The following is a 26768-nucleotide window of genomic DNA, read 5'->3' on the forward strand; positions in this document are numbered from 1 at the left end:
CGATTCTGGGGCTGCTGTCCCTCCGGCATCTGCTGCCCTTCCGCAGTCGTCATCCGTAGTCCTCGTCGATCGTCACCGGCTCGGGCGCCCGGCCGTCGGCATCGTCGCCGATCCACCGCACCGCCAGCGGGCCCAGGGGGTCGGGCTGATCGAATTCGATCGTCTTACCGCGATACAGCTCGAGCAGCGCCAGGAAGCGGGCGACGATCTGGATCGGCAGCTCGCAATCGGTGCACAGCTCGTGGAAGGTCGACCACTCCCCCACACCGCGCTTCTTCAGCATCTCCAGCACCAGCGCCGCCTGTTCGGCCACCGAGATCGCGTGGTTGTGCAGATGGTCCAGCCCGACCGTCGGCGCGGGGCGCGGACGGAACGCGGCCGCGGCGATATCCGCGAATCCCGCGGCGTCGACACCCAGGCTCACCTCCGGCAGCAGATCCAGGAATCGGTCCTCCAGCGATACCGCACGCGGATAGCGCCGCAGCGCCGCCGCCTCCAGCTCGCCGAGCAATTCCGCGACCTGCTTGAACGCCCGATACTGCAGCAGCCGGGCGAACAGCAGATCGCGCGCCTCGAGCAATTCCAGATCCTCGGCGTCGGTGACCTCGCCCGAGGGCAGCAGCCGAGCCGCCTTGAGATCGAGCAGGGTCGCGGCGACGACGAGGAATTCGGTGGTCTGATCGAGAATGCGATCCGCGCGCAGGGTGGGATCGCGTTCCAGGCTCGCCGTCAATTCCTTGGTGTAGGCGATGAATTCATCGGTGACCTGGTGCAACGCCACTTCGGTGACATCGAGGCGACGCTGGCTGATCAACTGCAGCAACAGATCGAACGGACCCTGGAAATTGCTCAACCGCAGGTGGAACCCACTGGGTCTGTCCGCCTTCTCGGTGTCCGCACCCGGGGACACATCGGTGGCGGCATGCGGTGTTTCGGTGTTCGACAACTCGACGGCAGGGTTTTCCGATACGACCTCGGCAGCCGGTGGTCCGGCCTCGCTCACCGGCCCGACCGGAGGATGACTTCCCGTGCCATCGCCCGATACGCGGTCGCGCCACCGGATTTCGGCGCCCACGTGGTGATCGGCTCGCCGGCGACACTGGCGTCGGGGAAGCGGACGGTCCGGTTGATCACAGTGTCGTACACCAGATCGCCGAACACCTCCACCACCCGGGCCATCACCTGCCGCGAGTGCAGCAAACGCGCATCGAACATGGTGACCACGATGCCCGACAGGGCCAGCTGGGGGTTGAGCCGGTCCCGCACCTTCTCCACGGTGTCGGTGAGCAGGGCCAGCCCGCGCAGTGAGAAGTATTCGCATTCCATCGGAATCACCACGCCGTCCGCACAGGCCAGAGCGTTGACGGTGAGCAGGCCGAGCGAGGGCTGGCAATCGATGAGGATGTAGTCGTAGCGGTCACGCAGCGGTGCCAGAGCGCGGCCCAGGGTCTGTTCCCGGCCGACCTCGTTGACCAGCTGGATCTCCGCGGCCGAGAGATCGATATTGCTGGGCAGCAGGTCCATACCCTCGACCTTGGTGTTGAGCAGCACGTCGTCGACCCTGGCACGCCCGCCGACCAGCAGGTTGTGCACGGTGAGATCCAAGTCGTGGTGGGCCACACCGAGGCCGGCCGACAACGCGCCCTGCGGGTCGAGGTCGACCAGCAGCACCTTGCGGCCGTATTCGGCCAGGGCAGCACCGAGATTGATGGTGGAAGTGGTCTTGCCGACGCCGCCCTTCTGATTGCACATGGCGACGATCAGGGCGTCACCGTTGCGCGACAACGGGGGTGGTTCGGGGATGTCGCGCAACGGGCGTCCGGTCGGGCCGAGTTCGGTGCCGTCCGCCACGATGTCGTTCGCCTCCCAGAGACTTCGGGCCGCCTGTTCGATTCGGAGGCCGGTTCGGATACTCGAAAGCGGTTCTGCCGCAGCACTGTTCGGCGGCTCGGCCGCACCGGCTGTCGTCATGTCCGCTGCTCCTTCAATTGTCTTGCCCATTGCCCCGCCGCGCGCTGCGGAACAGCGGGCGGTCGGTCCATCGGTGACCGATGTACCGGACCGCCGCCATAGACGCTACCGCCTCCGAGCGCAAGACCGACGATCGGACACGCTCGGGGAATCCGCCCCATCGTTGCGCACTTGTGTCATTGCGCAGCGCCGACACCGCATTCTGTCGCCTTTCGAGCGCATTGCGAAACCCTTTGGGCCAAACCCGTGCGAACCGCCGGCCCCTCGCTACCGCGCGCGCGGATGCGCGGTAGCCCAGACTTCGTGCAGCGTATTCACGGTGACCAGGGTGTAGATCTGGGTGGTCGTCACCGAGGCGTGCCCCAGTAATTCCTGCACCACCCGCACGTCGGCGCCGCCGTCGAGCAGATGGGTGGCGAACGAGTGCCGCAGCGTATGCGGTGACACCGCCGCGCCGATCCCCGCCCGGTCCGCCGCGTCCTGCAGTACCTGCCACGCACTCTGCCGGGACAACCGGCCGCCCCGGGCATTGAGGAACAGGGCCGCGTTCCCGATGCCGCGCGCGGACAACGCCGGCCGGCCGCGAACCAGATAGCCCTCCAGTGCGGCGAGTGCGGGCCGGCCGATCGGGACCATGCGTTGCTTACCGCCCTTACCGTGCAGGACCACCGCACGCCCGGCGGTATCGATATCGTCGATATCGAGTCCCACCGCTTCCGAGATGCGCGCACCGGTGGAATAGAGCAGCTCCAGCAGGGCGCGGTCCCGCAGGCCGCGCGGGCCTCCGCCGGATCCGGCGTCCTCGCCGCCGCCGGCCGCCTCGAGCAGTCTCGAAACATCGTCGTAGGGAAGCGCTTTCGGCAGACGCCGCGCGGGCGTCGGCGGCTTCACGCTGTGGGCGACATCGCCGCTGGTCAGTCCCTCGGCGGCCGCGAACCGGTGCAGTCCGCGGACCGCGACCAGCGCGCGGGCGGCCGAACTCGCGGCCAGTGGCGGATATCCGTCACCTCCGGCGCGCAGCGATACGACGAAATCGGCGATCCCGCTTTCGGTCACCCGATCCAGATCCGGAATATCCCGGGCGCGCAGGAATTCCCGATAGCGCCGCAGATCGCGGCGATAGGCGCTGAGGGTATTGCCGGATACCCCACGCTCCACCGTCAGATGGTCGAGGAATGCCTGGATCTGCCGGTCCACCACGCGCGTCACCCGCCCGGGCCCGGCGGCGCATCCGCGCACACCCGGGCGGGCAGAGCGGCGTCGGCGAGATTCACGGTGCCATCATGACAGCCGCGACCGGCGATCGGCGCACGAAACACAGCGCGCCGATCGCGCATCCACGCTCAGGCGCTGGTGTGTTCGGCCGCCTTGCGATCCAGCAATTGCGTCGGCATACCGGGCCACGGCGCGTCGGCCGGGCGCAGTTGCGCACCGCTGGTACGCGCGGTCGCGGCGGCGAGCAGACCCGCCACCGCGGTGGCGTTCTCGATCCGCCCGGACAGGGTGGCCCGGACCGCCTCATCCAGCGGCATCCGCACCACGGCCAGATCGGCCTCCTCCATCTCGGGGTCGGGCCGGTCGGTCTCCGACAGCCCGGTCGCGAGATAGACGCGCAATGCCTCATCGGTGAATCCGGGCGACAACACCACATCGACCAGCACCGACCACTCACGCGCCGCCAGACCGGTCTCCTCGGCCAGTTCCCGCCGGGCCGCCGCGAGCGGATCCTCACCGACGACATCGAGCAGACCCGCGGGCAGTTCCAGCAACCGCCGGCCGACCGGATGGCGGTACTGGTTGATCAGCACCACCGCGCCGTCGTCGTCGACCGCGACGACGGCGACCGCGCCGTGATGTTCGACCACTTCGCGTTCGGCGACCCGCCCGCCGGGCATCTCGACCTGGTCCAAGCGCAATGCCACGATCGCGCCCGAGTACACCGTCCGGGAGTCGATGGTCCGGAACTCGTGACTACCGGGTTCGCTCACCCGCCGACCCGTTCGGTGTCGGTGGCCTCCACCTCGTCGGGAAACTCCACCGGAAGCCGCTCGGCCGCCTTGTACTTCAGCGCGGCGCTGACCAGTCCGGCGAACAGCGGATGCGGGCGGGTGGGGCGGCTCTTGAGTTCCGGATGCGCCTGGGTCGCGACGAAGTACGGGTGCACATCGGCGGGCAGCTCGACGAATTCGACCAGGTGACCGTCCGGCGAGGTGCCGGAGAAGCGCAGCTTGCTCTGGCTGATCTTGTCGCGGTAGGCGTTGTTGACCTCGAAGCGGTGGCGATGACGCTCCGACACCTCGGTGGCGCCGTAGGTCTGCGCCACGACCGAGCCCGCCTCCAGCACCGCCGGATAGGCGCCCAGCCGCATGGTGCCGCCGAGATCGGCCTCACCGGCGACCGCCTGCGCCTGGTCGGCCATCGTCGAAATCACCGGATGCGTTGTCTCCGGCTCGAACTCAGCGGAATTGGCGTCCTCGAGCCCGACCGAACGCGCCGCCTCGATGACCACGCACTGCAGGCCCAGGCACAGTCCCAGCAATGGAATCGAGCGGGTGCGGGCGAACCGGATGGCGCCCACCTTGCCCTCGATACCGCGAATGCCGAATCCGCCCGGGATCAGCACCGCGTCGACGTCGCCCAGATGGTGCTGCGCGCCTTCGGCGGTCTCGCACTCGTCGGACTGCACCCAGCGGATGTTCACCTTGGCCTTGGCCGCGAAGCCGCCGGCGCGCAGTGCCTCGGTCACCGACAGGTAGGCATCGGGCAGATCGACGTACTTGCCCACCAGTGCCACGGTCACCTGTTCACGAGGGTTGTGCACCCGGTCGAGCAGATCGCCCCAGACCGTCCAGTCGACGTCACGGAACGGCAGTCCCAGCTTGCGCACCACATAGGCGTCGAGGCCCTCGCGGTGCAGCACCTTGGGGATGTCGTAGATCGACGGCGCGTCGGGGGTGGAGATGCAGGCGTCGACATCCACATCGCACATCAGCGCGATCTTGTTCTTCAGACCCTGCGGCACCTCACGATCACAGCGCAGGATCAGAGCATCGGGCTGGATACCGATATTGCGCAGGGCCGCCACCGAGTGCTGGGTCGGTTTGGTCTTCAGCTCGCCCGAGGGCGCCAGGTACGGCACCAGCGTCACGTGCAGGAAGAAACAGTTGTCCCGGCCCACTTCGTGCCGGATCTGACGGGCGGCTTCGAGGAACGGCTGCGATTCGATATCGCCGACGGTGCCGCCGATCTCGGTGATCACCACATCCGGGGTCTGTCCCTGCAGATCCGGACCGCTCATCGCGAGGATGCGGTCCTTGATCTCATCGGTGATGTGCGGGATGACCTGCACGGTGTCACCGAGGTACTCACCACGCCGTTCCTTGGCGATCACGGACGAATAGACCTGACCGGTGGTGACATTCGCATCACGCGACAGATTGCGATCGAGGAACCGCTCGTAGTGGCCGACATCGAGGTCGGTTTCGGCTCCGTCTTCGGTCACGAACACCTCACCGTGCTGGAAGGGGTTCATGGTGCCGGGGTCGACGTTGAGATACGGGTCCAGCTTCTGCATGGTGACCCGCAATCCACGGGAGGTCAGCAGCTGGCCGAGGCTCGAGGCCGTCAAACCCTTACCGAGAGAGGAGGCGACACCGCCGCTCACGAAGATATGTTTCGTGGCCGTCTGATGGGGGGAGCGCGCCGGAATCCGCGATTGACTCACGGAACCCCACGCTAACACGAAAAACGGTTGCGAAACGAATGCCACGCGCGGCAATCCGGTGGTTGTCGTGTGCATGTGTCACATACGTCTCACTCGCCGCAGCAACCTCATGACACCGCCGCGGCGAGCGCACCGCTGCCGCCCGGGCCGCCCGGCACTCCGTCCCACATGACGATCGGCTCGTGATCGCCGCCGATCGGCTCAGCCGGGCAGGGCGGCCACCGACAGCGAGGTGGCGTCCGGGCCGCTTCCGTAGTGCCCGGTTTTGCCGCCCAGTTGCTCCCCCAGTCCGAGCACCGTTGTGACGCGGCCGGTTTCGCGATCCACATTGTCGACCGTGCTCACGGTCGCATCCAGGCGGTTGTCGCTTCGCACCTGAGCGATGGGCCCGGCGGCCGCCGAAGACCCCGGTCGCCCGGCCAGCACCACCCCCGCGCCGCGGCCGCGCAGCGCGCCCGCGAAACGCGCGATGATCGATCCCTGCCCGTTGTGGTCGGCCCGAGCCCCCGCGCCGGTCACCACGATCGCCGACTGGGCGGGCGCGAACTCACCGGCGGCGAGAAAGCCGCCCCCGTGCAACGTGTCGGCGATCAGTCCACGCTCCTGTCCGGTGGCGCGTTCGGCGCCGTCGCCGGGATCGGTCAGAAAGGCGAGCCCGAGCAGATCACCGGCGAGACTGCCCTGATCCATCGCGTCGGTCTGCAACTGCGCACCCGCCGGAATCATGTTGGTGACCGCGGTCCGCAGCCGGTCGCCCTGCGCGGCGTCGACGAAGGCATCGGTCAACGCGATCCGGCCGGTGACCTTCGCCCCGGCCGTGGTGAGCGCGGCGGTGACCGCATCGACGTCGGCGGCGTCGGCATCGGGAGTGGTGAACACCAGCACCGTCCGGTCGGCCAGCGTGCCGCCCAGGATGCGCCCCGCCGAACGGGCGACGAAGTCATCGGCCGCCCCGACCTGTCGTTCGAGCCGGCCGTTGGCCGCCGACAGCGCATCGTTGCGCCGGGACAGATCGGCACCGCCGGAACCGCCGTTGCGGACGACGGCACCGACCACGGCACCTACGACCAGCGCCAGGAAGATCGCGATCAGAGAGACGAGCAGTCGCCGCATGAAACCCACGTACCTCTACCCCCGGTGGTCTGCTAGTCGATGTAGCCAGTCCTGCGACTGCCGCCACACCGAATCCAGCCAGTCCAGCACGTCACCGCCCAGATGCGACGACACCAGCAGTCCGACGATCAGCGCCACCAGCGCCGCGAGTACCACCAGCGCGGTCGCCCAGCCGGAGCTGCCCTGCCGATACAGACTGGCCACGGCCTTGGCGTCCATCAGCTTCGGCCCCGCTTTGAGCCGGGTCAGAAACATCGCGGGATTGGACTCGCGGCGACTGCGATCGAAGAAGTCGTCGAGTGAGGCCGGAGCCCCGCAGGTGATGATCAGAGCCGCACCGTGATGGTCGGCCAGCAGCAGCGCCAGATCCGCCGCCGCGCCCGACGACGGGAACGTGGTGGCGCCGATACCGAGGTCCTGGATGCGTTCCAGTCCCTTGGCATGTCCGTCCGTATCCGCCGGAAGAATGACCTCCGCACCGCATTTGAGCGTGCCGGCGGTGATCTCCTCCGGATCGCCGACGATCAGATCGGGACGGTATCCGGCCTTCGTCACGATATCCGCGCCCCGGCCCACGCCCACCAGAATCGGCGCGTACTCCTTGATGAACGGTTTGATCGCCTTGAGATCGTCGCGGCCGTCGGGTCCGTCGGCGACCACCACGACATGGCGATGGCGCATGGACAGTTCCAGCGCCGGAACCCCGAGACCGTCGATGAGCAGCGCGCTTTCGCTGCGGATGAATTCGATCGTATTGCCCGCGAAGGCCTCCAGGTGATCGGCGAGCCCGTTACGGGCCTCGATCATCCGCTCGGCGACGACCTGGTCGGTGAGTTCGATGCCCTCGACCAGCGCCTCCGGTTCCTTCTTGGTCAGCTTGTCGGAGTAGACCACCCCGGCGTCGATACGGACCTTGCTGCCGTCCTTGATCTTGCCGAAGACATCGGCGGAGACAGCATCCAGCAACACGATTCCATTGGCCGCCAGAACTTCCGGGCCGAGATTCGGATACCTGCCGGAAATCGATGGCGAGGCGTTGATCACCGCCGCCACGCCGGCCTCTACGAGCCGGTCAGCGGTCAGACGATCGATGTCCATCTCGTCGAGAACCACCACATCACCCGCGCCGACCCGCTTGAGCAGACGCCGGGTGTTGCGGTCCACCCGGGCCATTCCGGTGACACCGGGAAGCGTTTCGGTGTTGCGTGACAACAGCGCCAGCATCTTCATGGCATCCGATAATGGACGCAAACCCTCAACCTATGCTGGAGGCGCGCCGACGTCCTAGCACATGCCCAACTGTGACGCCAATACGACCACTCTTCCCACCGTCGACTGGCGTGCCGGTGTAACCACTGGTACCGATATGCTTCGGCTCACTGCATCCGAAGGAGAACGCCATGGCCAGCACCACCGTCGACACGGTCATTCCCGCACCGCGCGACGTCGTCTACAAGCTGTTCACCGAGCGCGACAGCCTCAACGGCTATCTGCCCGTGCGGATTACGCTGCGCAAGCCGGGTGCCCCCGAGGCGTCCGGGGTGGGCGCACGCTATCTGGTCGGCCTGGGCGGTATCGGTGTCACCGAGGAAACCACCGACCTGGTGCCCGGTGAGCGGATGGAGTACCGGATCGTCGCCGGCGCTCCGGTGAAACGGCACGTCGGCACCATCACCTTCGCCGACGCCCCCGGCGGCACCCTGGTGTCGTATCGGATGGAATCGGAGCCCTCGCTGCCCGTACCGGACAAGGCGACCGAGTTGTTCCTGCGCGCCCTGATCTCACCGTTCCTCAAGGGCGCCAAGAAGGCTGTCGCGAAGTAGCGCTCACCCGGCCGCCGACTCGGCGTCGGCCTTCTCCGCCCGCGCCGTGGCCAGTAGCTCCTCGGCGTGGGCACGACCGGTCTCGGTGTCGTCGAGCCCGGCCAGCATCCGGGCCAGCTCGACGACCCGCTCATCGGTGGTCAATGCGTGCACCCCGCTGTTGACGCCCTTGCCGTCGTCGACCTTGTCCACGACCAGGTGGGTGTCGGCGAAGGCGGCCACCTGCGGCAGATGTGTCACCACGATCACCTGATGGGTGCGGGCCAGCCGGGCCAGGCGACGACCGATCTCGACCGCCGCCCGCCCGCCGACACCGGCGTCGACCTCGTCGAACACCATGGTGGAACCGTAGTCGGAGGAGGCCAGTACCACTTCGAGGGCGAGCATCACCCGCGACAGCTCACCACCGGACGCGCTGCGGCTCAACGGCAACGACTGCGCCCCCGAATGAGCGGACAGCCGGAACTCCGCCTCGTCGACGCCCGTCGCGCCGGCGTGCAGATCCGCACCGTCGATGGTGATGGGCGCACTGTCCTGCGCGGCCGCCGCCAGCGCCCGCACCTCCACCTCGAGTTTGGCCCGGCCCATCGCCAGACCGCTCAGTTCGGCACTCACCGCGGTGGCCAGCTTGCGCGCGGCCTTGCGGCGCGCGGCGGTCAGCTTCTTCGCCGTCTCACGCACCTGCGCCGCCGCGGTCTCCACCTCGGCGGCCAGCGCCGCCAAAGCCTCGTCGGAGACGTCGAGGGACGCGAGCCGGGCGCGCGCGTCGTCGGCCCAGGCGATCACCGCGTCGATATCGGGCGCGTATTTACGGGTCAGGGTCTTCAGTTCCGCCTGGCGGGTGAGCAGGCTGTCGAGCGCCGCCGGATCCGACGGCAGATCCGACAGATAGGAACTCAGCTCGGTGGTCACGTCGACGACCACGGCGATCGCCTCGCCGAGCCGCGGCGCCAGAGCCGCCAGAGCCGGATCGTCACCGGCTTCCAGCCGAGCGCGGGCGGCGCCCAGCGCGTCCAGCGCGCCCGACCCCTCGCCCGGATCGTCGGCGGATCCCGCGAGCGCGTCGTGGGCGCCTCCCGCGGCCTCGCGGAGCGAATCCAGATCGCCGAGTCGCAGGACCTCCGCGACGATGCGCTCGTCCTCACCGGGTTCCGGTGCGACGGTATCGATCTCGTTCAGCGAATGCTGCAGCCGATCGGCTTCGAGGGCCAGTTCGCGGCTGCGCTCGGTACGCTCGAGCAGTTCGCTGCGAGCCTGTAGCCAGGTGCGCCGGGCCAGCTGATATTTGCGCAGCAAGCCGGCCACGGTGTCACCGGCGAAGCGGTCCAGCGCCTGCAGTTGCTGATCGGGTCGTTGCAGACGCAGCTGATCGTTCTGCCCGTGCACGGTCAGCAGCGGAGCCGTGAAATCCGACAGCACCGCCGCGGGCACGCTGCGCCCGCCGAGGTGGGCACGCGAACGCCCATCGCTGCCGACGGTCCGCACGGCGATGACGCTGTCGTCGTCATCGCGCTGGGCGCCGGTCGATTCCAGTACCTTCTCGACCTCGTCGCGGGCGCTGTCGTGGACCTCGTCGACACTGAATCGGCCCTCCACCACCGCGCGCGACGCGCCTTGGCGCACCCGTCCGGCATCGGCGCGGGCGCCGCCGAGCAGATGCAGCCCGGTGACCACCATCGTCTTACCGGCACCGGTCTCACCGGTCACACAGGTCAGCCCCTCGTGGAACTGGGCGGTGGCGGTCGATATGACGCCCAGACCGTCAATCCTGATCTCTGTCAGCACGTGTGCTCTCCGTTCGGCGGTCTTCGATATCGCCTGAGCCGGGTTGCTCGGTGAGTTCGCCCGTCGGCGCCGCGCTCGGCCGTTCGGGCCGCCGGCCCCGCCAGCCTGTCACGGGGAGCCTGAATTTGCGCACCATCCGATCGGCGAAGGGGGCGGAATCCAGACGGACCCAGCGCACGGGTTCGGTGCCGCGCACCGCCTCGAACCGGGCACCCCGCGGCAGGGCCAGGGTGCGCCTGCCGTCGAGGAAGATGATCGCATCATGGCCCGACGCAACGGTTTCCACCGCGATGCGCGATTCCGGGCTGGTCACCAGCGGCCGAGCGAACAGCGCGTGCGCATTGCTGGGGATCACCAGCAGTGCCTCCAGCTCCGGCCACACCACCGGCCCGCCGGCGGAGAAGGCGTAGGCGGTCGAACCGGTCGGCGTGGCGATCAGCACACCGTCACAACCGAATTGCGATACCGGGCGGCCGTCGACCTCGAGCACGACCTCGAGCACACCCATGCGGGCGGCATTCTCGATGCTGGCCTCGTTGAGGGCCCATCCGCGTTCCACCACCACATCATCGACGCGGACACTGACATCTACGGTCATCCGCTGCTCGATGCGATAGTCGCCACGCACGACCTGCGCGAGCGCGTCGTCGAGATGTTCGGCCTCGGCCTCGGTCAGGAATCCGATGCGGCCCAGGTTGATTCCCAGCACCGGCACCCGCGCCGGATGCGCCATCTCCGCCCCGCGCAGGAAAGTGCCGTCACCACCGAGAGCCAGCACCATCTCACAGCCCACCGCGGCCTCGGGACCGTGCGCCACCACCCGCACCGGACATCCGTCGGGTTCACCGGTCTCGTCGAAATCCAGTTTGGTGCTGTAGGCCTCGTCTTCGAGAACCCGGAGGCCGATTCCGGCATCGGCGAAGATCTTGGCCACCCGATGCGCGGTCTCGAGCAGTTCGGAACGGCCCGGATGCGCGACGAGCAGGATTTCCCGCTTCACTGTGGCCCCTCCTCGACCGCACGCTGCACCATTTCGCTGATCTCCGCCGCGCCCGGTCCGGCATCGGCCGCCTTCGCGCCGAGAGCGTCCCTGTGCAGCCACAGGAAGTACTCGACGTTCCCGGACGGGCCGGGCAAGGGACTGGCCACCACACCGCGCGTACGCAGGCCCAGTTCGGCGGCCGCCGCGGCCACCTCGGTCACCGCCTCGGCGCGCAGAGCCGGATCTCGCACCACACCGCCGGAGCCTACTCGCTGTTTACCGACCTCGAACTGCGGCTTCACCATGGGCAGCAGATCTGCGCCCGGCGCACAGCAGCCGGCCAGCGCCGGCAGGACCAGTGCGAGCGAGATGAACGACAGGTCCGCGACCACCAGGTCCACCGGGCCGTCGATCGCGTCCGCCGTCAGGGCCCGCACATTGGTGCGGTCGTGCACCCGAACCCGCTCGTCGTTGCGCAGCCGCCACACCAGCTGCCCGTATCCGACGTCGACCGCCACCACCTCGCGTGCGCCGCGGGTCAGCAGGACGTCGGTGAATCCGCCGGTGGACGCGCCCGCGTCCAGGCACCGCTTGCCGGTGACACTCACGCCCAGCGGTTCGAATGTCTCGAGGGCGCCCAGCAGCTTGCGCGCGCCGCGGGAGGCCCACTGCACCTCGTCGGGCTCGTCGCGGACCAGCAGCGGGGTTCCGGCTTCCACCGCGGTAGCCGGTTTCGATGCGACCGCACCGTTGATCAGGACGCGGCCCGCGCCGATCAGCTCGACCGCGTGTTCTCGCGACCGCGCCAATCCGCGGCGAACCAGTTCGGCGTCCACTCGCGCGCGCCTGGCCACCTCAGATCTTGTCCACCGTCGCCAGGGCGCCGACCAGCACCTCGTGTGCCTGTTCGAGGATGCGGGCGCGTCGGGTGATATCTGCGGCGGCCCGGTCCACTCCGTCGGAGTCCCCCTCGCTGTTGCGCTGTCCCCCAGGCAATTCCGCCAGCAAGGCCTCGACCTCACCGCGTACCCGGTCCGGATCGGCGAACCCCTCGGTTCCGCCCGCGAGATGCTGACCGGGCAACGGGACACCCGGGCGTGCACCGGGGGAACCGGGCGGCTGCGGGCGTGGAGTCGGCGTAGTCATGGTGCCGTCAACGCTACCGGAGTTCCGGTGCCGGGATGCAGCCGGTGTGAGGGGGTCGAGCACGCCGAACGCCCGGACGCCCGGGATTCTCGCCGCGCCGTCGGCGTGTCCGCCGGGGACGGTCGTCCCGCACGCTGGACCGCGCGGTGACGGCCGGTGATCGGCCTCGACGGGCAGTGCGGGACCGCGGGCGGCCGCCGGTTCGGATCGGTTCTTGGCACAATGGCGACGTGCGAGGTGACCGAGGTCTTGGACCGTCCCGGCCGGCCGCGCTCGTGGCCGCGGTGTTCGCGGCGGGCGCCGCCGCGGTGGTGTTCGCGGCCGAACGGGTGCACGGACGGGCCTCACGGCGACTACTCGGTCCGGTGCGGAATCCGCTCCCGGGCGGAAAGGATGCCGTCGTCGTGCTGGGCTATCCCGCCACCGCCGACGGCCGCACCCGCGCACTGCAGCGGTGGCGGTGCCGGATCGGCGCCCGGTCACTCGATCCGGCCCGCGACGGCTTCCTCGTCTTCACCGGGGGCGCCGTGCACGGGCGGTGGGTGGAGGCCGAGGTCATGGCGGCCTACGCCCGCGACCGGCTCGGGGTCCCCGCCGATCGCATCCGCATCGAACCGCGCGCCGAAAGCACTTGGCAGAACATAGAATTCACTATTCCGAGCATCGAGCACGCCGACCGCATCATGATCGCGTCCGATCCGATGCACGCCGCGCGGGCCCGTCGCTACCTGCGTGCGCAACGCCCGGACCTCGCCCGACGGCTCATCCGGGCCGACGATTACCGGCCGTTGGAACGCTGGTGGCTCAAAGTCCCCACCGCCGCGCACGAACTGGCCGCGATCGCGCGCCGCCGTGCCGGCGCCGGCGCCATCGCCCTGTTGCGCCGCACGGGACTGCCGCGGCAGGCACCGGTCACCGTCCTCGGCGACGGACACGAGCCGGGATCGCCGCGGTAGTCCGACGACACCCGGCCGCAACGCCGTGCCGGTACCGGACTCAGGGCCGCACCGGGTTACCGTTCGGCCAGCGCGATGGCGCGACCCGGGTGGTGATCGAGCAGTTCGGCGATTCGATCGATGGGATCGCCGGCGCCCGTATCCTGCTGAAGTACGGGATGATTCAGCGCCTCGAGATCGCGGGCGAGGTAGGTTGGTCTGCGGTCGGCCGGGCGGGCGCGCAGATCGTCGAGTGTGCTGACTCCGGTCAGCACCATCAGCGAGGGCAGTCCCACACAGCTCGCGCCGTCGATATCGGTATCGAGCCGGTCCCCCACCACGAGCGCACTGCGGGTGCCGGCCCGGACGAGTGCGTCCTCGAGCAGCGGTGCATACGGTTTTCCGGCCACGACCGGATCGTGATCGGTCGCGGCGCGCAGCGCTGCCACCATCGCGCCGTTACCTGGCGCCAGCCCGCGTTCGTTGGGCAGGGTGGCGTCGGCGTTGGCGGCCACCCACAGTGCGCCGGCGCGCACGGCGTAGGCGGCTTCGGCCAGATCGGGCCATCCGGTAGTCGGTGAATGCCCCTGCACGACGGCCGCGGGCGCGACGCCGTTGAAGCGCCGGATCGGCTGCAAGCCGACGTTCTCGATCTCGGCGGCGAGGTCGTCGGTGCCGACGATCAACACCGTGGCCCCGGCGGTGAGGCGCGACGCCAGCACATGGGCGGCCGCCTGCGCGCTGGTGACGACGTCGCTGTCGTCCGCGCGAAATCCCAACTCGCGCAGGTGTTCGGCCACCACGCCCGCCGATCGGCTGGCGTTGTTGGTGACGTACATCAGTTGCTGGCCGTCACCGGCTTCGAGCGCGGCCGGTGCGCCGGCGATCACCTCAGCGCCCCGGTAGAGGGTGCCGTCCAGGTCCAGGAGGAGGGCCTCGAAGCCCTCCCGTAGCGATGCTGCCACTGGCTACTCCACGTCGTCGTCGCCCTGTGCGCCCGCGAGTTCCTCGGCGCGCTCCTCGGCGTCGGTGTCACCGTCGACGTCTGCCGCGGCGGCGTTGAGGAACCATTGCAGCGCCTCTGCCGACCGCTCGGCGGCGAGCAGGGCTTCGGCGTAGGCATAGCACAGTCGCGCCGAGGCCGGACCGGATCGCGACGGATCCAGTTCGGATGTCTGCAAGGTCACCACGGCCTGATCGTATTGGCCCAGATCCATTCGCGCACCGGCGACGACGATCCGGAGCTCGGTCGCCTCGTCACCGGACAGGGTCCGGGCCTCATCGCTGCGGCCCAGCTCGATCGCGCGTTCCGGACGGCCCAGCCCGCGCTCGCAATCGGCCATCACCGCCAGCAGGCCGGATCCGCCGGACATCCGGCGCGCGGTGCGTAGTTCCGACAGCGCCTCCGCCCATTCACCCGCGTGATAGGCGATGACACCCGCGGTTTCGCGCACCACGGCGATCCGTCCCGCCCGCCGGCGCGCCGCACGCGCGTGTTCCAGCGCCCGTTCGGGGTCCTCGTCGAGCAGATCAGCGGCCATCACCAGGTGCCGGGCCACCGTTTCGGCATTGTTCTTGTCCAGGCTCAGCAGATCGCGGCGTACGGCGCCGTCCAGGTCGGCGGCCTGCACTTCGTCGGGCAGCGCGGGCTCGTCCGGGCGGCCGGTACGGCTCTCACCACCGACGCGAGTGCCTTCGCCACCGCGCCGCCGCGCGCCCCGGTCGTCGAAATCACCGGAGCGGGTCTCGGCCCCGCCGGCGGCCGAGGCATCCCGGTCCTGCCGTCGGCGATCGTCTCCACGGAAACCGCCTTGGCCACGGTCACCGCGGGCGAGTCCGCCGCGCCGATCGTCTCCTCCACGCCGATATCCCTGGCGGTTGTCACCGGAATCGCCTCGGTCGTTCTCGCCGCGCCGGTAACCGCCGGGCCGCCGATCGTCACGGTCGCGCCCATATCCAGCGGTACGCCGATCACCTTCTCCACGGCCGTACCCACCGGAGCGGCGATCGTCGTCACCGCGGCTGTACCCGCCGGAGCGGCGATCGTCATCGCGCCGGAATCCACCCGGCCGACGATCGTCGTCATTGCGACGGAATCCGCCGCCACCTCCGCGACGGTCGTCGCCGCCGCTACGGAATCCACCCGAACGGCGGTCGTCGTCGCGCCTTGGGCCGCCCGAACGGCGGTCGTCGTCGTTGCGCCGGTAGCCACCGGATCGAGCATCATCGCCGCCGCGACCGCGATATCCACTACCGCGGCGATCGTCGTCGCCGCGCCGGAACTCGCCGGACCGGCGATCGGAGTCTCGTGCGCCACGCCGCTCGTCGTCGCGCCCGGTGGCGCGCCGCTCGCCTTCGCCGCGGCGGAAGCCGCCCTGGGCACGGTCGCCTTCGTCCCGGCGGAATCCGCCCGAACGACGCTCGCCCTCGGCCCGATCACGCGCGGGCTTGCCGGAGCCGGCCGATTCCGGACCGCTATTACCACGGCGGAAGGGTCTCCTACCGTCGTCATGCTCCGACACAGCGCAACCTTTCTCTGATCCGGCACGAATCGCCGGCAACGACATACAGATGATGTACCGGTGGTCGGCACCTATCCGTAACCACCATAAATTCAATCACGCGACACCTGCGCACTCTCACCTGCCCGGCCTCTGCGGGTGCGCCGACCGGTGTCGCGAACTTCCCGCGACGAACTCGGGTTCGTCTGCCGATCCGTACGAGCTGGCGCTCATATGCGGAAGGCCCCCAACCATCAGGTTGGGGGCCTTCGCGAATGTATGTTCCGGCGGTGTCCTACTCTCCCACACCCTGTCGAGTGCAGTACCATCGGCGCAGGTGGCCTTAGCTTCCGGGTTCGGAATGGGACCGGGCGTTTCCCCACCGCTATAACCGCCGTAACTCTATGAAACTAGACACAGAGAGCCACAACCCTTTCACCCCTCAACAGGGATCCCGGATCAAGTCTCGCTGATATCTGTGTGTTGTTTCAGATACCGCACAGTGGACGCGTAGCAGCTTTGTTGGTAAGTCCTCGGCCTATTAGTACCAGTCACCTACATGCATTACTGCACTTCCAGTTCTGGCCTATCAACCCAATGGTCTGTTGGGGGCCTTACCCCCTCGAGGGGGTGAGAAACCTCATCTTGGAACAGGCTTCCCGCTTAGATGCTTTCAGCGGTTATCCCTTCCGAACGTGGCCAACCAGCCGTGCCCCTGGCGGGACAACTGGCACACCAGAGGTTCGTCCGTCCCGGTCCTCTCGTACTAGGGACAGCCTTCCTCAAGTTTCTAACGCGCGCGGCGGATAGAGACCGAACTGTCTCACGACGTTCTAAACCCAGCTCGCGTGCCGCTTTAATGGGCGAACAGCCCAACCCTTGGGACCTACTCCAGCCCCAGGATGCGACGAGCCGACATCGAGGTGCCAAACCATCCCGTCGATATGGACTCTTGGGGAAGATCAGCCTGTTATCCCCGGGGTACCTTTTATCCGTTGAGCGACACCGCTTCCACTTGCCGGTGCCGGATCACTAGTCCCGACTTTCGTCCCTGCTCGACCTGTCAGTCTCACAGTCAAGCTCCCTTGTGCACTTACACTCAACACCTGATTGCCAACCAGGCTGAGGGAACCTTTGGGCGCCTCCGTTACATTTTGGGAGGCAACCGCCCCAGTTAAACTACCCACCAGGCACTGTCCCTGAACCAGATCATGGCCCGAGGTTAGAGGTCCAATACGACCAGAGTGGTATTTCAACGACGACTCCACGAACACTGGCGTGCCCGCTTCACAGTCTCCCACCTATCCTACACAAACCGTACCGAACACCAATACCAAGCTATAGTGAAGGTCCCGGGGTCTTTTCGTCCTGCCGCGCGTAACGAGCATCTTTACTCGTAATGCAATTTCGCCGAGTCTGTGGTGGAGACAGCAGAGAAGTCGTTACGCCATTCGTGCAGGTCGGAACTTACCCGACAAGGAATTTCGCTACCTTAGGATGGTTATAGTTACCACCGCCGTTTACCGGGGCTTAAATTCTCAGCTTCGCGTCCGAAAACGCTAACCGGTCCTCTTAACCTTCCGGCACCGGGCAGGCGTCAGTCCGTATACATCGTCTTACGACTTCGCACGGACCTGTGTTTTTAGTAAACAGTCGCTTCTCTCTGGTCTCTGCGACCACCCCCAGCTCACGGTGCAAGACCGGTCACCAGACGTGGCCCTCCTTCTCCCGAAGTTACGGAGGTATTTTGCCGAGTTCCTTCACCACAGTTATCTCGATCGCCTTAGTATTCTCTACCTGACCACCTGTGTCGGTTTGGGGTACGGGCCGTGTACCAACTCACTAGAGGCTTTTCTCGGCAGCATAGGATCACTGAATTCACCTCAAACGGCTACGCATCACCTCTCAGGCACATGCTGTGCGGATTTGCCTACACAACGCCCTACAGGCTTACACCCGGTAATCCACCACCGGGCCCAGCTACCTTCCTGCGTCACCCCATCGCTTGACTACTACAGCCAGGGTCGTGCGCAGCCACATCCGGCCTCCCGAAGGAGGTCCATCCGCTTTTGGGCACTTAGCACAACTGATTCGCCATTGGGCGCGGATACACGGGTACGGGAATATCAACCCGTTGTCCATCGACTACGCCTGTCGGCCTCGCCTTAGGTCCCGACTCACCCTGGGCGGATTAACCTGGCCCAGGAACCCTTGGTCATTCGGCGGACGAGTTTCTCACTCGTCTTTCGCTACTCATGCCTGCATTCTCACTCGCGCAGCCTCCACAACTAGGTCACCCCGCTGCTTCCCTGGCTACACGACGCTCCCCTACCCACCCAGTCGACTGGCCCGAAGGCGATCTAATGACTGAGTGCCGCGGCTTCGGCGGTGTACTTGAGCCCCGCTACATTATCGGCGCAGGATCACTTGACCAGTGAGCTATTACGCACTCTTTCAAGGGTGGCTGCTTCTAAGCCAACCTCCTGGTTGTCTCAGCGACCCCACATCCTTTTCCACTTAGTACACGCTTAGGGGCCTTAGCCGGCGATCTGGGCTGTTTCCCTCTCGACTACGAAGCTTATCCCCCGCAGTCTCACTGCCACGCTCTCACACACCGGCATTCGGAGTTTGGCTGACTTCGGTAAGCTTGTGGGCCCCCTAGGCCATCCAGTAGCTCTACCTCCAGTGTGAAACACGTGACGCTGCACCTAAATGCATTTCGGGGAGAACCAGCTATCACGGAGTTTGATTGGCCTTTCACCCCTACCCACAGCTCATCCCCTCAGTTTTCAACCTAAGTGGGTTCGGGCCTCCACGACGTCTTACCGTCGCTTCACCCTGGCCATGGGTAGATCACTCCGCTTCGGGTCCATGACATGCGACTCAAACGCCCTATTCGGACTCGCTTTCGCTACGGCTACCCCACACGGGTTAACCTCGCCACACACCGATGACTCGCAGGCTCATTCTTCAAAAGGCACGCCATCACCCCACCACCCGAAGATGGAAGGCTCTGACGGATTGTAAGCGCACGGTTTCAGGTACTATTTCACTCCCCTCCCGGGGTACTTTTCACCTTTCCCTCACGGTACTAGTCCGCTATCGGTCACCAGGGAGTATTCAGGCTTACCGGGTGGTCCCGGCAGATTCACAGCAGATTTCACGGGCCCGCTGCTACTCGGGTGCCCATCACAGCAGAGAACATGTTTTCGCTTACCGGACTCTCACCGTCTACGGTTGGCCATCCCAGACCAATTCAGCTAACACGAACTTTTCTGACTACTGCTTGGCTCGGCAGAACCAAGAAGATGGGTCCCACAACCCCAAGAACGCAACGCCTGCCGGCTATCACACGCTCCTGGTTTAGCCTCATCCGCTTTCGCTCGCCACTACTCACGGAATCACTCTTGTTTTCTCTTCCTGTGGGTACTGAGATGTTTCACTTCCCCACGTTCCCTCCACACACCCTATATATTCAGGCGCGGGTAACACGACATCACTCGTGCTGGGTTTCCCCATTCGGAAATCCTCGGATCTCAGCTCGGTTGACAGCTCCCCGAGGCTTATCGCAGCCTCCTACGTCCTTCATCGGCTCCTGGTGCCAAGGCATCCACCGTACGCTCTTAAACACTTACTAACAAAGATGCTCGCGTCCACTGTGCAGTTCTCAAACAACACACCCGCATCGAATCGAATTTCACAAGACCGGACCGAAGAAACCTTCGCGGTATCAAGGAAGACCCGAACGGATCGTTTTTTTGCCTGGAAAGAACGTCTGTTCTTTCAGGACCCAACAGTGTGCCGATATATCCACCGCGAGCCGGCCGTCCGACCGTCTCACATGCGAGGAGTTTGTCAGTGTTCCACCCATGAGCTCCGCAGTTCCACATTCGGGAACATAAGCGGCTCTGGCACTTTCGCGTCCGACTCTTCGGAGCGAACAGTGCAGATGCTCCTTAGAAAGGAGGTGATCCAGCCGCACCTTCCGGTACGGCTACCTTGTTACGACTTCGTCCCAATCGCCAATCCCACCTTCGACGGCTCCCTCCACAAGGGTTAGGCCACCGGCTTCGGGTGTTACCGACTTTCATGACGTGACGGGCGGTGTGTACAAGGCCCGGGAACGTATTCACCGCAGCGTTGCTGATCTGCGATTACTAGCGACTCCAACTTCACGGGGTCGAGTTGCAGACCCCGATCCGAACTGAGACCGGCTTTAAGGGATTCGCTCCACCTCACGGTATCGCAGCCCTCTGTACCGGCCATTGTAGCATGTGTGAAGCCCTGGACATAAGGGGCATGATGACTTGACGTCGTCCCCACCTTCCTCCGAGTTGACCCCGGCAGTCTCCTGCGAGTCCCCGCCATTACGCGCTGGCAACACAGGACAAGGGTTGCGCTCGTTGCGGGACTTAACCCAACATCTCACGACACGAGCTGACGACAGCCATGCACCACCTGTACACCAACCACAAGGGGGGCTACATCTCTGCAGCTTTCTGGTGTATGTCAAACCCAGGTAAGGTTCTTCGCGTTGCATCGAATTAATCCACATGCTCCGCCGCTTGTGCGGGCCCCCGTCAATTCCTTTGAGTTTTAGCCTTGCGGCCGTACTCCCCAGGCGGGGTACTTAATGCGTTAGCTACGGCACGGATCCCGTGGAAGGAAACCCACACCTAGTACCCACCGTTTACGGCGTGGACTACCAGGGTATCTAATCCTGTTCGCTACCCACGCTTTCGCTTCTCAGCGTCAGTTACTGCCCAGAGACCCGCCTTCGCCACCGGTGTTCCTCCTGATATCTGCGCATTTCACCGCTACACCAGGAATTCCAGTCTCCCCTGCAGTACTCTAGTCCGCCCGTATCGACTGCAAGCTTGCAGTTGAGCTGCAAGTTTTCACAATCGACGCGACGAACCGCCTACAAGCTCTTTACGCCCAGTAATTCCGGACAACGCTCGCACCCTACGTATTACCGCGGCTGCTGGCACGTAGTTGGCCGGTGCTTCTTCTACAGGTACCGTCACTTTCGCTTCGTCCCTGTCGAAAGAGGTTTACAACCCGAAGGCCGTCATCCCTCACGCGGCGTCGCTGCATCAGGCTTTCGCCCATTGTGCAATATTCCCCACTGCTGCCTCCCGTAGGAGTCTGGGCCGTGTCTCAGTCCCAGTGTGGCCGGTCACCCTCTCAGGTCGGCTACCCGTCGTCGCCTTGGTAGGCCATTACCCCACCAACAAGCTGATAGGCCGCGGGCCCATCTCGCACCGATAAATCTTTCCACCACAAACCATGCGATTCGTGGTCATATCCGGTATTAGACCCAGTTTCCCAGGCTTATCCCAGAGTACGAGGCAGATCACCCACGTGTTACTCACCCGTTCGCCGCTCGTGTACCCCGAAGGGCCTTACCGCTCGACTTGCATGTGTTAAGCACGCCGCCAGCGTTCGTCCTGAGCCAGGATCAAACTCTCCGTTGAAGACTCTCAACTCACTCCGAAGAGCAAATCAGAAGTATCTCGAACCAGAGTCCGAAAACCTAACTTAAACGCCAGCCGGAAAATTAGCTGACAAAAATATCCGACCCTCACACGGGGGGTGAAGATCGGAACCAAAAACAAAATTTTGGCACTGACATTCATCGACACACTATTGAGTTCTCAAAGAACACACGCACACACGATCCGGCCGGTTTTTATTCCGACTTTTTCGAGAGGCAGGTTCTCCAGCCTAGCCAACAAGCACTGCGAAGTCAAACGCAATCTCATCGGGCCCCACTGGCAATCAGGCGCTCCTCGTCCAACCTCGTTGTCCCGGGCCTCTCGGCTCCGGGTCGGTGTCCGTGTCGCTCTGACCTGGAATAAGTTACGTGCCGGAGAACGCTACGTCAAATCGGCACGTCAGCGAGCATCCGCGCAGGTCACGAGGACCGGTTCGGGCCCGGCCCGACCTGAATCACAAAGATGTGATTCAGGTCATGGCCGAATCAACGGCCGGCTCGCCGGGCGCCTGCGAAGTTCTTCTTGCCGCGGCGCAGGACCAGCCAATGTCCGTGCAGGTAGTCGGTGTCGCCGGGCACCCACTCCGGATCGGAGATCCGGACGTTGTTCACCGACGCTCCCCCGTCCGTGACTGCCCGGCGGGCCGCACCGCGGCTATCGGACAGACCGGCGGCCACCAGCAGATCGACGATGGTCGAGTCGGGTGCGGCCTCCGGCACCGAACCCTCGCCCGCGGCCTCCGACAGCGCGGAAGCCAGCGTGGACTCGTCCAGATCGTGCAGGTCCCCCCGGCCGAACAGGGCTTGGCTGGCGAGCTGGACCGCCTGGGTGTGCGCCTCGCCGTGGACGAGCGTCGTCATCTCCGCGGCCAGGCGACGCTGCGCCTCGCGAGCATGGGGCCGTTCGGCCGTGGCGGTTTCGAGTTCGGCGAGTTCGTCGCGGTCGAGGAAGGTGAACCAGCGCAGGTAGCGGATCACGTCGGCGTCGCCGGTGTTCACGAAGTACTGGTACCAGGCGTAGGGGCTGGTCATCTCCGGATCCAGCCACAGGCTTCCGCCACCGGTCGACTTTCCGAACTTCTTCCCGTCGGCGGAGGTGACCAGCGGCGTGGTCAGGGCATGGACCTGTTCCCCGTCGAGGCGCCGGTTCAGTTCCACCCCGGCGATGATGTTGCCCCACTGATCCGAACCGCCCACCTGCAGGCGGCAATCGTGAGTGCGACGGAGCTGGACGAAGTCGTTGGCCTGCAACAGCATGTAGCTGAATTCGGTGTAGGAGATGCCGTCGGTATCGAGTCGGCGCTTGACCGTCTCACGCGCGAGCATCACGTTCACCGAGAAGTGTTTGCCGATATCGCGCAGGAAGTCCACGGCGCTGAGGTTGCCGGTCCAGTCCATGTTGTTCGCGATGATCGCACCGGTCGGCGAATCGTCCAGGTCGACGAACCGCGCGAGCTGACCGCGGATCCGATCGGCCCACTCGGCGACGGTATCGGTCGAGTTCATCACCCGCTCGCCCACATCCCGCGGATCGCCGATCAGTCCGGTCGCGCCACCGGCCAGGACGACGGGGCGATGTCCGGCCTGCTGGAACCGCCTGAGGGTCAGCAGCGGAACCAGGTGTCCGGCATGCAGGCTGGCCGCGGTCGGGTCGAAGCCGGCATAGAGCGTGATCGGGCCTTTCGCGGTTTCGGCCCGCAGGGCGTCCAGATCGGTGGACTGCGCGATCAGCCCACGCCAGCTCAGTTCGTCGATGATGTCGGCGTTCACGCCCTCCTATCTTTCCGCACCCGTGCCACCGGCCCACGCTGGGTCCGCCCGGTGCCGTGGTGCCGGCGCACAGGCCACGAAGTCCGGCTCCCGGGCCGCCCGGACCCACGGTGGACGCTCGCGTATGTCCGCGAGCGTCCGGGCCATGGCATCCGGCGGCCGGCCGGACTGTACTGAGAACATGACCGAGAGCAAACACCTCAGCAATGAAAACAACAGCGGCACAGTTCATTCCGAGGACACCCACACCATTGCCGGCACGCAGCGGACGAACCCCGCGGGCCCGGTGGTGGTGCTGGGCGGGACCGGGAAGACCGGCCGGCGGATCGTGGCGCGGCTCGCCGAACGAAGCGTGCCGGCCCGGCCGGTGTCGCGCTCCACGGTCGTCCGGTTCGACTGGACGGACCGCTCGACCTGGGAGCCGGCGCTATCGGGGGCACGGGCGGTATATGTCGCCTATCAGCCGGATCTGGCCGCACCCGGGTCGGACGAGGCGATCGCCGCGTTGACCACCGCGGCCCGCCGGGCCGGTATTTCCAGGCTGGTGCTGCTGTCGGGCCGCGGTGAGCCGGAAGCACAGCGCTGCGAGGAGATCGCGTTGGCGAGCGGACTCGAGACGACGGTCGTGCGCTGCAGTTGGTTCGCTCAGAACTTCAGCGAGGACTTCCTCACCGAGGAGATTCTGGCCGGGCGGGTGACATTGCCCGCCGATACCGTGACCGAACCGTTCGTGGACGCCGACGATATCGCCGATGTCGCGGTGGCGGCGCTCACCGAGGACGGACATGCGGGACGCGTCTACGAGCTGACCGGTCCGGAGTCGCTGACCTTCGCCGACGCGGTCGCGACCATCGCCGCGGCGATCGGTCGTGAGATCGAGTATGTGCCGGTTTCGCTGACCGACTACACCGCCGCCATGTCGGAGATGGGGATCCCCGCCGACGTCGTGGGATCGCTGACCTATCTGTTCGGCACGGTTCTCGACGGTCGCAACAGCGCCACCGCGGACGGGGTGGCGCAGGCCCTCGGCCGGCCCGCGGCTTCGTTTGCCGACTATGCCCGCCGCACCGCCGCGGCCGGCGACTGGTTCGTGCCGGTCGGCGACGCCGCCCGGGGGTGAGGCGCCGATGCCGGTACTCGTCAACGAGTTCGCCGGGTGTCGCCGCCCGTCTCCGCGGCGGGGATACCCGGTTGCCGGGTCCGCCGGGATGCGCGATGGTCGAGGCATGGATGCCCTCGCCGATCTGCTCGACGGCCCCCGCGCCCGGGGCGCCTTCGTGATGCGCTCACTGCTGGACCCGCCGTGGTCGCTGCGTATCCAGGACGAGGCGCCCCTCACGGTCGTCGTGGTCACCCGGGGTAACGCGGTGCTCGTTCCGGACGACGAGGAGCCGATTCGCCTCGGACAGGGGGCGGTCGCGATCATCCGCGGCCCCGCACCCTACACCGTGGCCGACGATCCGTCCACGCCGCCGCAGGCGATCGTGCACCCCGGCCAGACGACAACTACGCCGGACGGCGAGTTGTTGTGTGCGACATGGGATCTCGGAGTGCGCAGCTGGGGCACCAATCCGGACGGGACCACCGCTTTGCTGACCGGCACCTACGAGGTGGCCGGCACCGTCAGCGATCGGCTGCTCCGGGCGCTGCCGCCCCGGGCCGTGCTCGACGGTCACGAGGTCGACGAACGCCTGCTCGGCATGCTGGTCGACGAGGCCGGACGCGATATCCCCGGACAGGCGTCGGTACTCGATCGGCTGCTGGATCTGCTGACCATCGCCTCGCTGCGCGCCTGGTTCGCACGCGAGGACGCGCCGCGGTGGTACCGGGCCTACGCCGACCCCGTCGTCGGGCAGGCCCTGCGGCTGCTCGAACACAATCCCGCCCACGACTGGACCGTCGCCGAACTGGCCGCCACGGTCGGAGCGTCCCGGGCCGCGCTGGCCCGCCGATTCACCGAGCTGGTGGGCGATCCGCCCATCGCCTATCTCACCGAATGGCGGCTGGCGCGGGCCGCGGATCTGCTGCGGGGAACCGACGCGACGATCGAGTCGATCGCCCGTCAGGTGGGATACGGCACCGCGTTCAGCCTCAGCGCCGCCTTCAAACGACGTTTCGGGACGAGTCCGGGTATTCACCGCCGTCGGGCGGCCGCGGAAGCGGATGCCCTGCCCGACGCGGGCACGGGCGGCTGAAACGCGGCGATGGCCGCATCCGGTTGCGTACCGGAAGCGGCCCATCGGATTCGGCGCGAGGTCACCCCCGGCGCGCGGGACGGCGTTCGTAGGCGATCCACCCGAAAACGGCGGCCAGTACCAGCGGGAAGGCCGCATTTCCCGGGGCGTCGAGCACGAAGGCCTGCGTGGCCGCGGCGCACACCATGGTCACCGACAGCCCGGCGGCGGCCCACGCGCTCAACCGTGGGACCAAGAGCCCGATACCACCGGAGATCTCGACCACGCCGGTGAGATAACGGAACCAGTCGCCCCACCCGATCTCGTGGAAGATGCGGATCGCATCGGATTGGCCGACCAGTTTGGGCAGCCCGGAGGCGATGACGAAGAACAGGCCCAGCACGATCTGCACGGTCCACAACACGCGGTCGCGGATCTTGCCGGGGTGGGTGGCGACGGTCGGGGCGGGGGCGGTGATGGCGGCCATGATGGATGTCCTTCCGGTGCTCGGTATCGGTTCGAGCGCGCTCACCACAAGAGACGGTGGGCCGGAGCGGAATTCATCGGTCAGGACAGAGCGATTCCCAGCGCTGTCAGATGGACCCGGCTGGCGGTCGCGGCGGTCTCGGCCGACCGGGCGCGGATCGCGTCGAACAGCACCTCGTGCGCACGGTGATCGGCGGCCGGATCGACCATCGGCCGGATGCGCAGCATCTCCGACATCGCCCGGCGCAGGCGCGGGACGAAGGCGTCGAACAACTGCAGCAGAATCTCGTTGTGGGCCGCGACGATCACGGTGCGATGGAAGGCGGTGTCGGCGTCGACGAGATGATCGACCGAGTCACCGGCCTCCGCGCGAATCGACAACGCCCGGCGCATGGCGCGCAGATCCGCCGGGGTACGCCGCCGGGCGGCCAGCGCCGCGGCCTCGGCCTCGATGGCGACCCGGGCCTCGATCACGGCACGGATGTCGGCGCGGCGCAGTATCGCGTCCCAGTCCTCGACGATATCGAGTGCGGTCACGAAAACGCCCGCACCCTGGCGGCTTTCGAGCACACCCTGGCCCGCCAGCTCGCGGATCGCCTCGCGCAGCGTCGACCGGCCGACCCCCAGCTGCGCGGCCAAGGTGGTCTCGCCGGGCAGTCTGTGCCCCAGCTGCCATTCCCCGGCCTTGACCCGATCGAGCAGCAACCGCGCGGCCTGCGCTGCCAGCGGTTGTCTCTGCACCGTCGCCATCGGGCCTCACCTCTCTACTTGTCTGAGGGGTTTTCGCCCAGTATCCTAGCCGACATGGGACAGGGACTGCTTCTCCTCGGCCGCCGCGGCGGGGCCTGATCGACCGGCACC

General features: G+C 66.6%; 21 protein-coding genes and 3 rRNA genes. 5 read left to right on the forward strand and 19 right to left on the reverse strand.

Annotated elements, in window-relative coordinates:
* Window positions 1–49: 49 nt before the first annotated feature.
* From LKD76_RS19830 to steA, 7 genes are all read right to left on the reverse strand, one after another.
* Window positions 50–910, reverse strand: a complete 861-nt coding sequence (locus tag LKD76_RS19830) for a segregation and condensation protein A (protein WP_227985321.1) — start codon at window positions 908–910, stop codon at window positions 50–52.
* An 89-nt stretch (window positions 911–999) separates the two neighbouring features.
* Window positions 1000–1971, reverse strand: a complete 972-nt coding sequence (locus LKD76_RS19835; RefSeq protein ID WP_227982814.1) for a ParA family protein — start codon at window positions 1969–1971, stop codon at window positions 1000–1002.
* A gap of 267 nt (window positions 1972–2238) precedes the next feature.
* Window positions 2239–3171: a site-specific tyrosine recombinase XerD gene (gene xerD / locus LKD76_RS19840; protein ID WP_227982815.1), complete on the reverse strand. Its 933-nt coding sequence runs from the start codon at window positions 3169–3171 to the stop codon at window positions 2239–2241.
* A gap of 143 nt (window positions 3172–3314) precedes the next feature.
* Window positions 3315–3959 carry an NUDIX domain-containing protein gene (locus LKD76_RS19845; RefSeq protein ID WP_227982816.1) on the reverse strand — a complete coding sequence of 215 codons (645 nt, stop codon included), beginning with the start codon at window positions 3957–3959 and terminating at the stop codon, window positions 3315–3317.
* Window positions 3956–5695 (reverse strand): CTP synthase, encoded by a 1740-nt coding sequence (pyrG, locus tag LKD76_RS19850; protein ID WP_227982817.1) that lies wholly within the window; start codon window positions 5693–5695, stop codon window positions 3956–3958. The genes LKD76_RS19845 and pyrG overlap by 4 nt, the downstream gene beginning before the upstream one ends.
* A 201-nt stretch (window positions 5696–5896) precedes the next feature.
* Window positions 5897–6808: a copper transporter gene (locus LKD76_RS19855; RefSeq protein ID WP_255660203.1), complete on the reverse strand. Its 912-nt coding sequence runs from the start codon at window positions 6806–6808 to the stop codon at window positions 5897–5899.
* Window positions 6809–6823: 15 nt separating this feature from the next.
* On the reverse strand, window positions 6824–8038 hold the full coding sequence (steA, locus tag LKD76_RS19860) for a putative cytokinetic ring protein SteA (protein ID WP_227982819.1): 1215 nt from the start codon (window positions 8036–8038) through the stop codon (window positions 6824–6826).
* Window positions 8039–8208: 170 nt separating this feature from the next.
* On the opposite strand from steA, the gene LKD76_RS19865 reads away from it, so the two are divergent.
* Complete coding sequence (locus tag LKD76_RS19865; RefSeq protein ID WP_227982820.1) at window positions 8209–8631, forward strand: SRPBCC family protein; 423 nt, start codon at window positions 8209–8211, stop codon at window positions 8629–8631.
* Window positions 8632–8634: 3 nt separating this feature from the next.
* On the opposite strand, the gene recN is transcribed toward LKD76_RS19865, so the two are convergent.
* The 4 genes from recN to LKD76_RS19885 are packed head-to-tail and all read right to left on the reverse strand — an operon-like array spanning window position 8635 to window position 12544.
* A complete protein-coding gene (gene recN / locus LKD76_RS19870) occupies window positions 8635–10416 on the reverse strand; it encodes a DNA repair protein RecN (RefSeq protein WP_227982821.1) in 1782 nt (593 codons plus the stop codon).
* Window positions 10394–11416 (reverse strand): NAD kinase, encoded by a 1023-nt coding sequence (locus LKD76_RS19875; RefSeq protein WP_227982822.1) that lies wholly within the window; start codon window positions 11414–11416, stop codon window positions 10394–10396. Before LKD76_RS19875 ends, recN begins: the two co-directional genes overlap by 23 nt.
* Window positions 11413–12252: a TlyA family RNA methyltransferase gene (locus LKD76_RS19880; protein WP_227982823.1), complete on the reverse strand. Its 840-nt coding sequence runs from the start codon at window positions 12250–12252 to the stop codon at window positions 11413–11415. Before LKD76_RS19880 ends, LKD76_RS19875 begins: the two co-directional genes overlap by 4 nt.
* Window position 12253: 1 nt before the next feature.
* Window positions 12254–12544, reverse strand: coding sequence for a hypothetical protein (locus tag LKD76_RS19885; RefSeq protein WP_227982824.1), 291 nt, complete (start codon window positions 12542–12544; stop codon window positions 12254–12256).
* A 230-nt stretch (window positions 12545–12774) separates the two neighbouring features.
* On the opposite strand from LKD76_RS19885, the gene LKD76_RS19890 reads away from it, so the two are divergent.
* The gene (locus LKD76_RS19890; RefSeq protein ID WP_227982825.1) at window positions 12775–13500 is read left to right on the forward strand and encodes a YdcF family protein; all 726 of its coding nucleotides are present in this window, start codon (window positions 12775–12777) and stop codon (window positions 13498–13500) included.
* A 56-nt stretch (window positions 13501–13556) separates the two neighbouring features.
* On the opposite strand, the gene LKD76_RS19895 is transcribed toward LKD76_RS19890, so the two are convergent.
* Complete coding sequence (locus LKD76_RS19895; protein WP_227982826.1) at window positions 13557–14444, reverse strand: HAD-IIA family hydrolase; 888 nt, start codon at window positions 14442–14444, stop codon at window positions 13557–13559.
* A 3-nt stretch (window positions 14445–14447) separates the two neighbouring features.
* A complete protein-coding gene (locus LKD76_RS19900; RefSeq protein WP_372465879.1) occupies window positions 14448–15038 on the reverse strand; it encodes a hypothetical protein in 591 nt (196 codons plus the stop codon).
* Between LKD76_RS19900 and LKD76_RS19905 the strand changes: the two genes are divergently transcribed.
* Window positions 15027–16019, forward strand: a complete 993-nt coding sequence (locus LKD76_RS19905; RefSeq protein WP_227985510.1) for a hypothetical protein — start codon at window positions 15027–15029, stop codon at window positions 16017–16019. The genes LKD76_RS19900 and LKD76_RS19905 overlap by 12 nt on opposite strands.
* Window positions 16020–16262: 243 nt before the next feature.
* Here LKD76_RS19905 and rrf read toward each other — a convergent pair.
* The 4 genes from rrf to tyrS form a co-directional block, all read right to left on the reverse strand.
* Window positions 16263–16379: ribosomal RNA gene (rrf, locus tag LKD76_RS19910) — 5S ribosomal RNA — on the reverse strand.
* A 122-nt stretch (window positions 16380–16501) separates the two neighbouring features.
* Window positions 16502–19617: ribosomal RNA gene (locus LKD76_RS19915) — 23S ribosomal RNA — on the reverse strand.
* Window positions 19618–19940: 323 nt separating this feature from the next.
* Window positions 19941–21457: ribosomal RNA gene (locus LKD76_RS19920) — 16S ribosomal RNA — on the reverse strand.
* The 16S, 23S and 5S rRNA genes sit together here, the layout of an rRNA operon.
* 506 nt (window positions 21458–21963) lie before the next feature.
* Window positions 21964–23247 carry a tyrosine--tRNA ligase gene (gene tyrS / locus LKD76_RS19925; RefSeq protein WP_227982827.1) on the reverse strand — a complete coding sequence of 428 codons (1284 nt, stop codon included), beginning with the start codon at window positions 23245–23247 and terminating at the stop codon, window positions 21964–21966.
* 181 nt (window positions 23248–23428) lie between these two features.
* Between tyrS and LKD76_RS19930 the strand changes: the two genes are divergently transcribed.
* The gene (locus LKD76_RS19930) at window positions 23429–24367 is read left to right on the forward strand and encodes an SDR family oxidoreductase (protein ID WP_227982828.1); all 939 of its coding nucleotides are present in this window, start codon (window positions 23429–23431) and stop codon (window positions 24365–24367) included.
* 106 nt (window positions 24368–24473) lie between these two features.
* Window positions 24474–25442, forward strand: a complete 969-nt coding sequence (locus LKD76_RS19935; RefSeq protein WP_227982829.1) for an AraC family transcriptional regulator — start codon at window positions 24474–24476, stop codon at window positions 25440–25442.
* Between the two features lie 61 nt (window positions 25443–25503).
* Here LKD76_RS19935 and LKD76_RS19940 read toward each other — a convergent pair whose 3' ends face one another.
* Both LKD76_RS19940 and LKD76_RS19945 read right to left on the reverse strand, forming a co-directional pair.
* Window positions 25504–25908, reverse strand: a complete 405-nt coding sequence (locus tag LKD76_RS19940) for a DoxX family protein (RefSeq protein ID WP_227982830.1) — start codon at window positions 25906–25908, stop codon at window positions 25504–25506.
* Between the two features lie 80 nt (window positions 25909–25988).
* Complete coding sequence (locus LKD76_RS19945) at window positions 25989–26657, reverse strand: FadR/GntR family transcriptional regulator (RefSeq protein WP_227982831.1); 669 nt, start codon at window positions 26655–26657, stop codon at window positions 25989–25991.
* Between the last annotated feature and the right edge of the window lie 111 nt (window positions 26658–26768).

It is taken from the genome of Nocardia spumae (assembly GCF_020733635.1).
Lineage (GTDB): Bacteria > Actinomycetota > Actinomycetes > Mycobacteriales > Mycobacteriaceae > Nocardia > Nocardia spumae.

What these genes read in the sequence shown, in the direction of transcription:
- LKD76_RS19940 (WP_227982830.1), bottom strand. Translation starts at nt 25,908, where the DNA reads ATGGCCGCCATCACCGCCCCCGCCCCGACCGTCGCCACCCACCCCGGC.
- LKD76_RS19930 (WP_227982828.1), top strand. Translation starts at nt 23,429, where the DNA reads ATGACCGAGAGCAAACACCTCAGCAATGAAAACAACAGCGGCACAGTT.
- LKD76_RS19945 (WP_227982831.1), bottom strand. Translation starts at nt 26,657, where the DNA reads ATGGCGACGGTGCAGAGACAACCGCTGGCAGCGCAGGCCGCGCGGTTG.
- LKD76_RS19885 (WP_227982824.1), bottom strand. Translation starts at nt 12,544, where the DNA reads ATGACTACGCCGACTCCACGCCCGCAGCCGCCCGGTTCCCCCGGTGCA.
- LKD76_RS19865 (WP_227982820.1), top strand. Translation starts at nt 8,209, where the DNA reads ATGGCCAGCACCACCGTCGACACGGTCATTCCCGCACCGCGCGACGTC.
- steA (WP_227982819.1), bottom strand. Translation starts at nt 8,038, where the DNA reads ATGAAGATGCTGGCGCTGTTGTCACGCAACACCGAAACGCTTCCCGGT.
- LKD76_RS19835 (WP_227982814.1), bottom strand. Translation starts at nt 1,971, where the DNA reads ATGACGACAGCCGGTGCGGCCGAGCCGCCGAACAGTGCTGCGGCAGAA.
- LKD76_RS19855 (WP_255660203.1), bottom strand. Translation starts at nt 6,808, where the DNA reads ATGCGGCGACTGCTCGTCTCTCTGATCGCGATCTTCCTGGCGCTGGTC.
- LKD76_RS19935 (WP_227982829.1), top strand. Translation starts at nt 24,474, where the DNA reads ATGGATGCCCTCGCCGATCTGCTCGACGGCCCCCGCGCCCGGGGCGCC.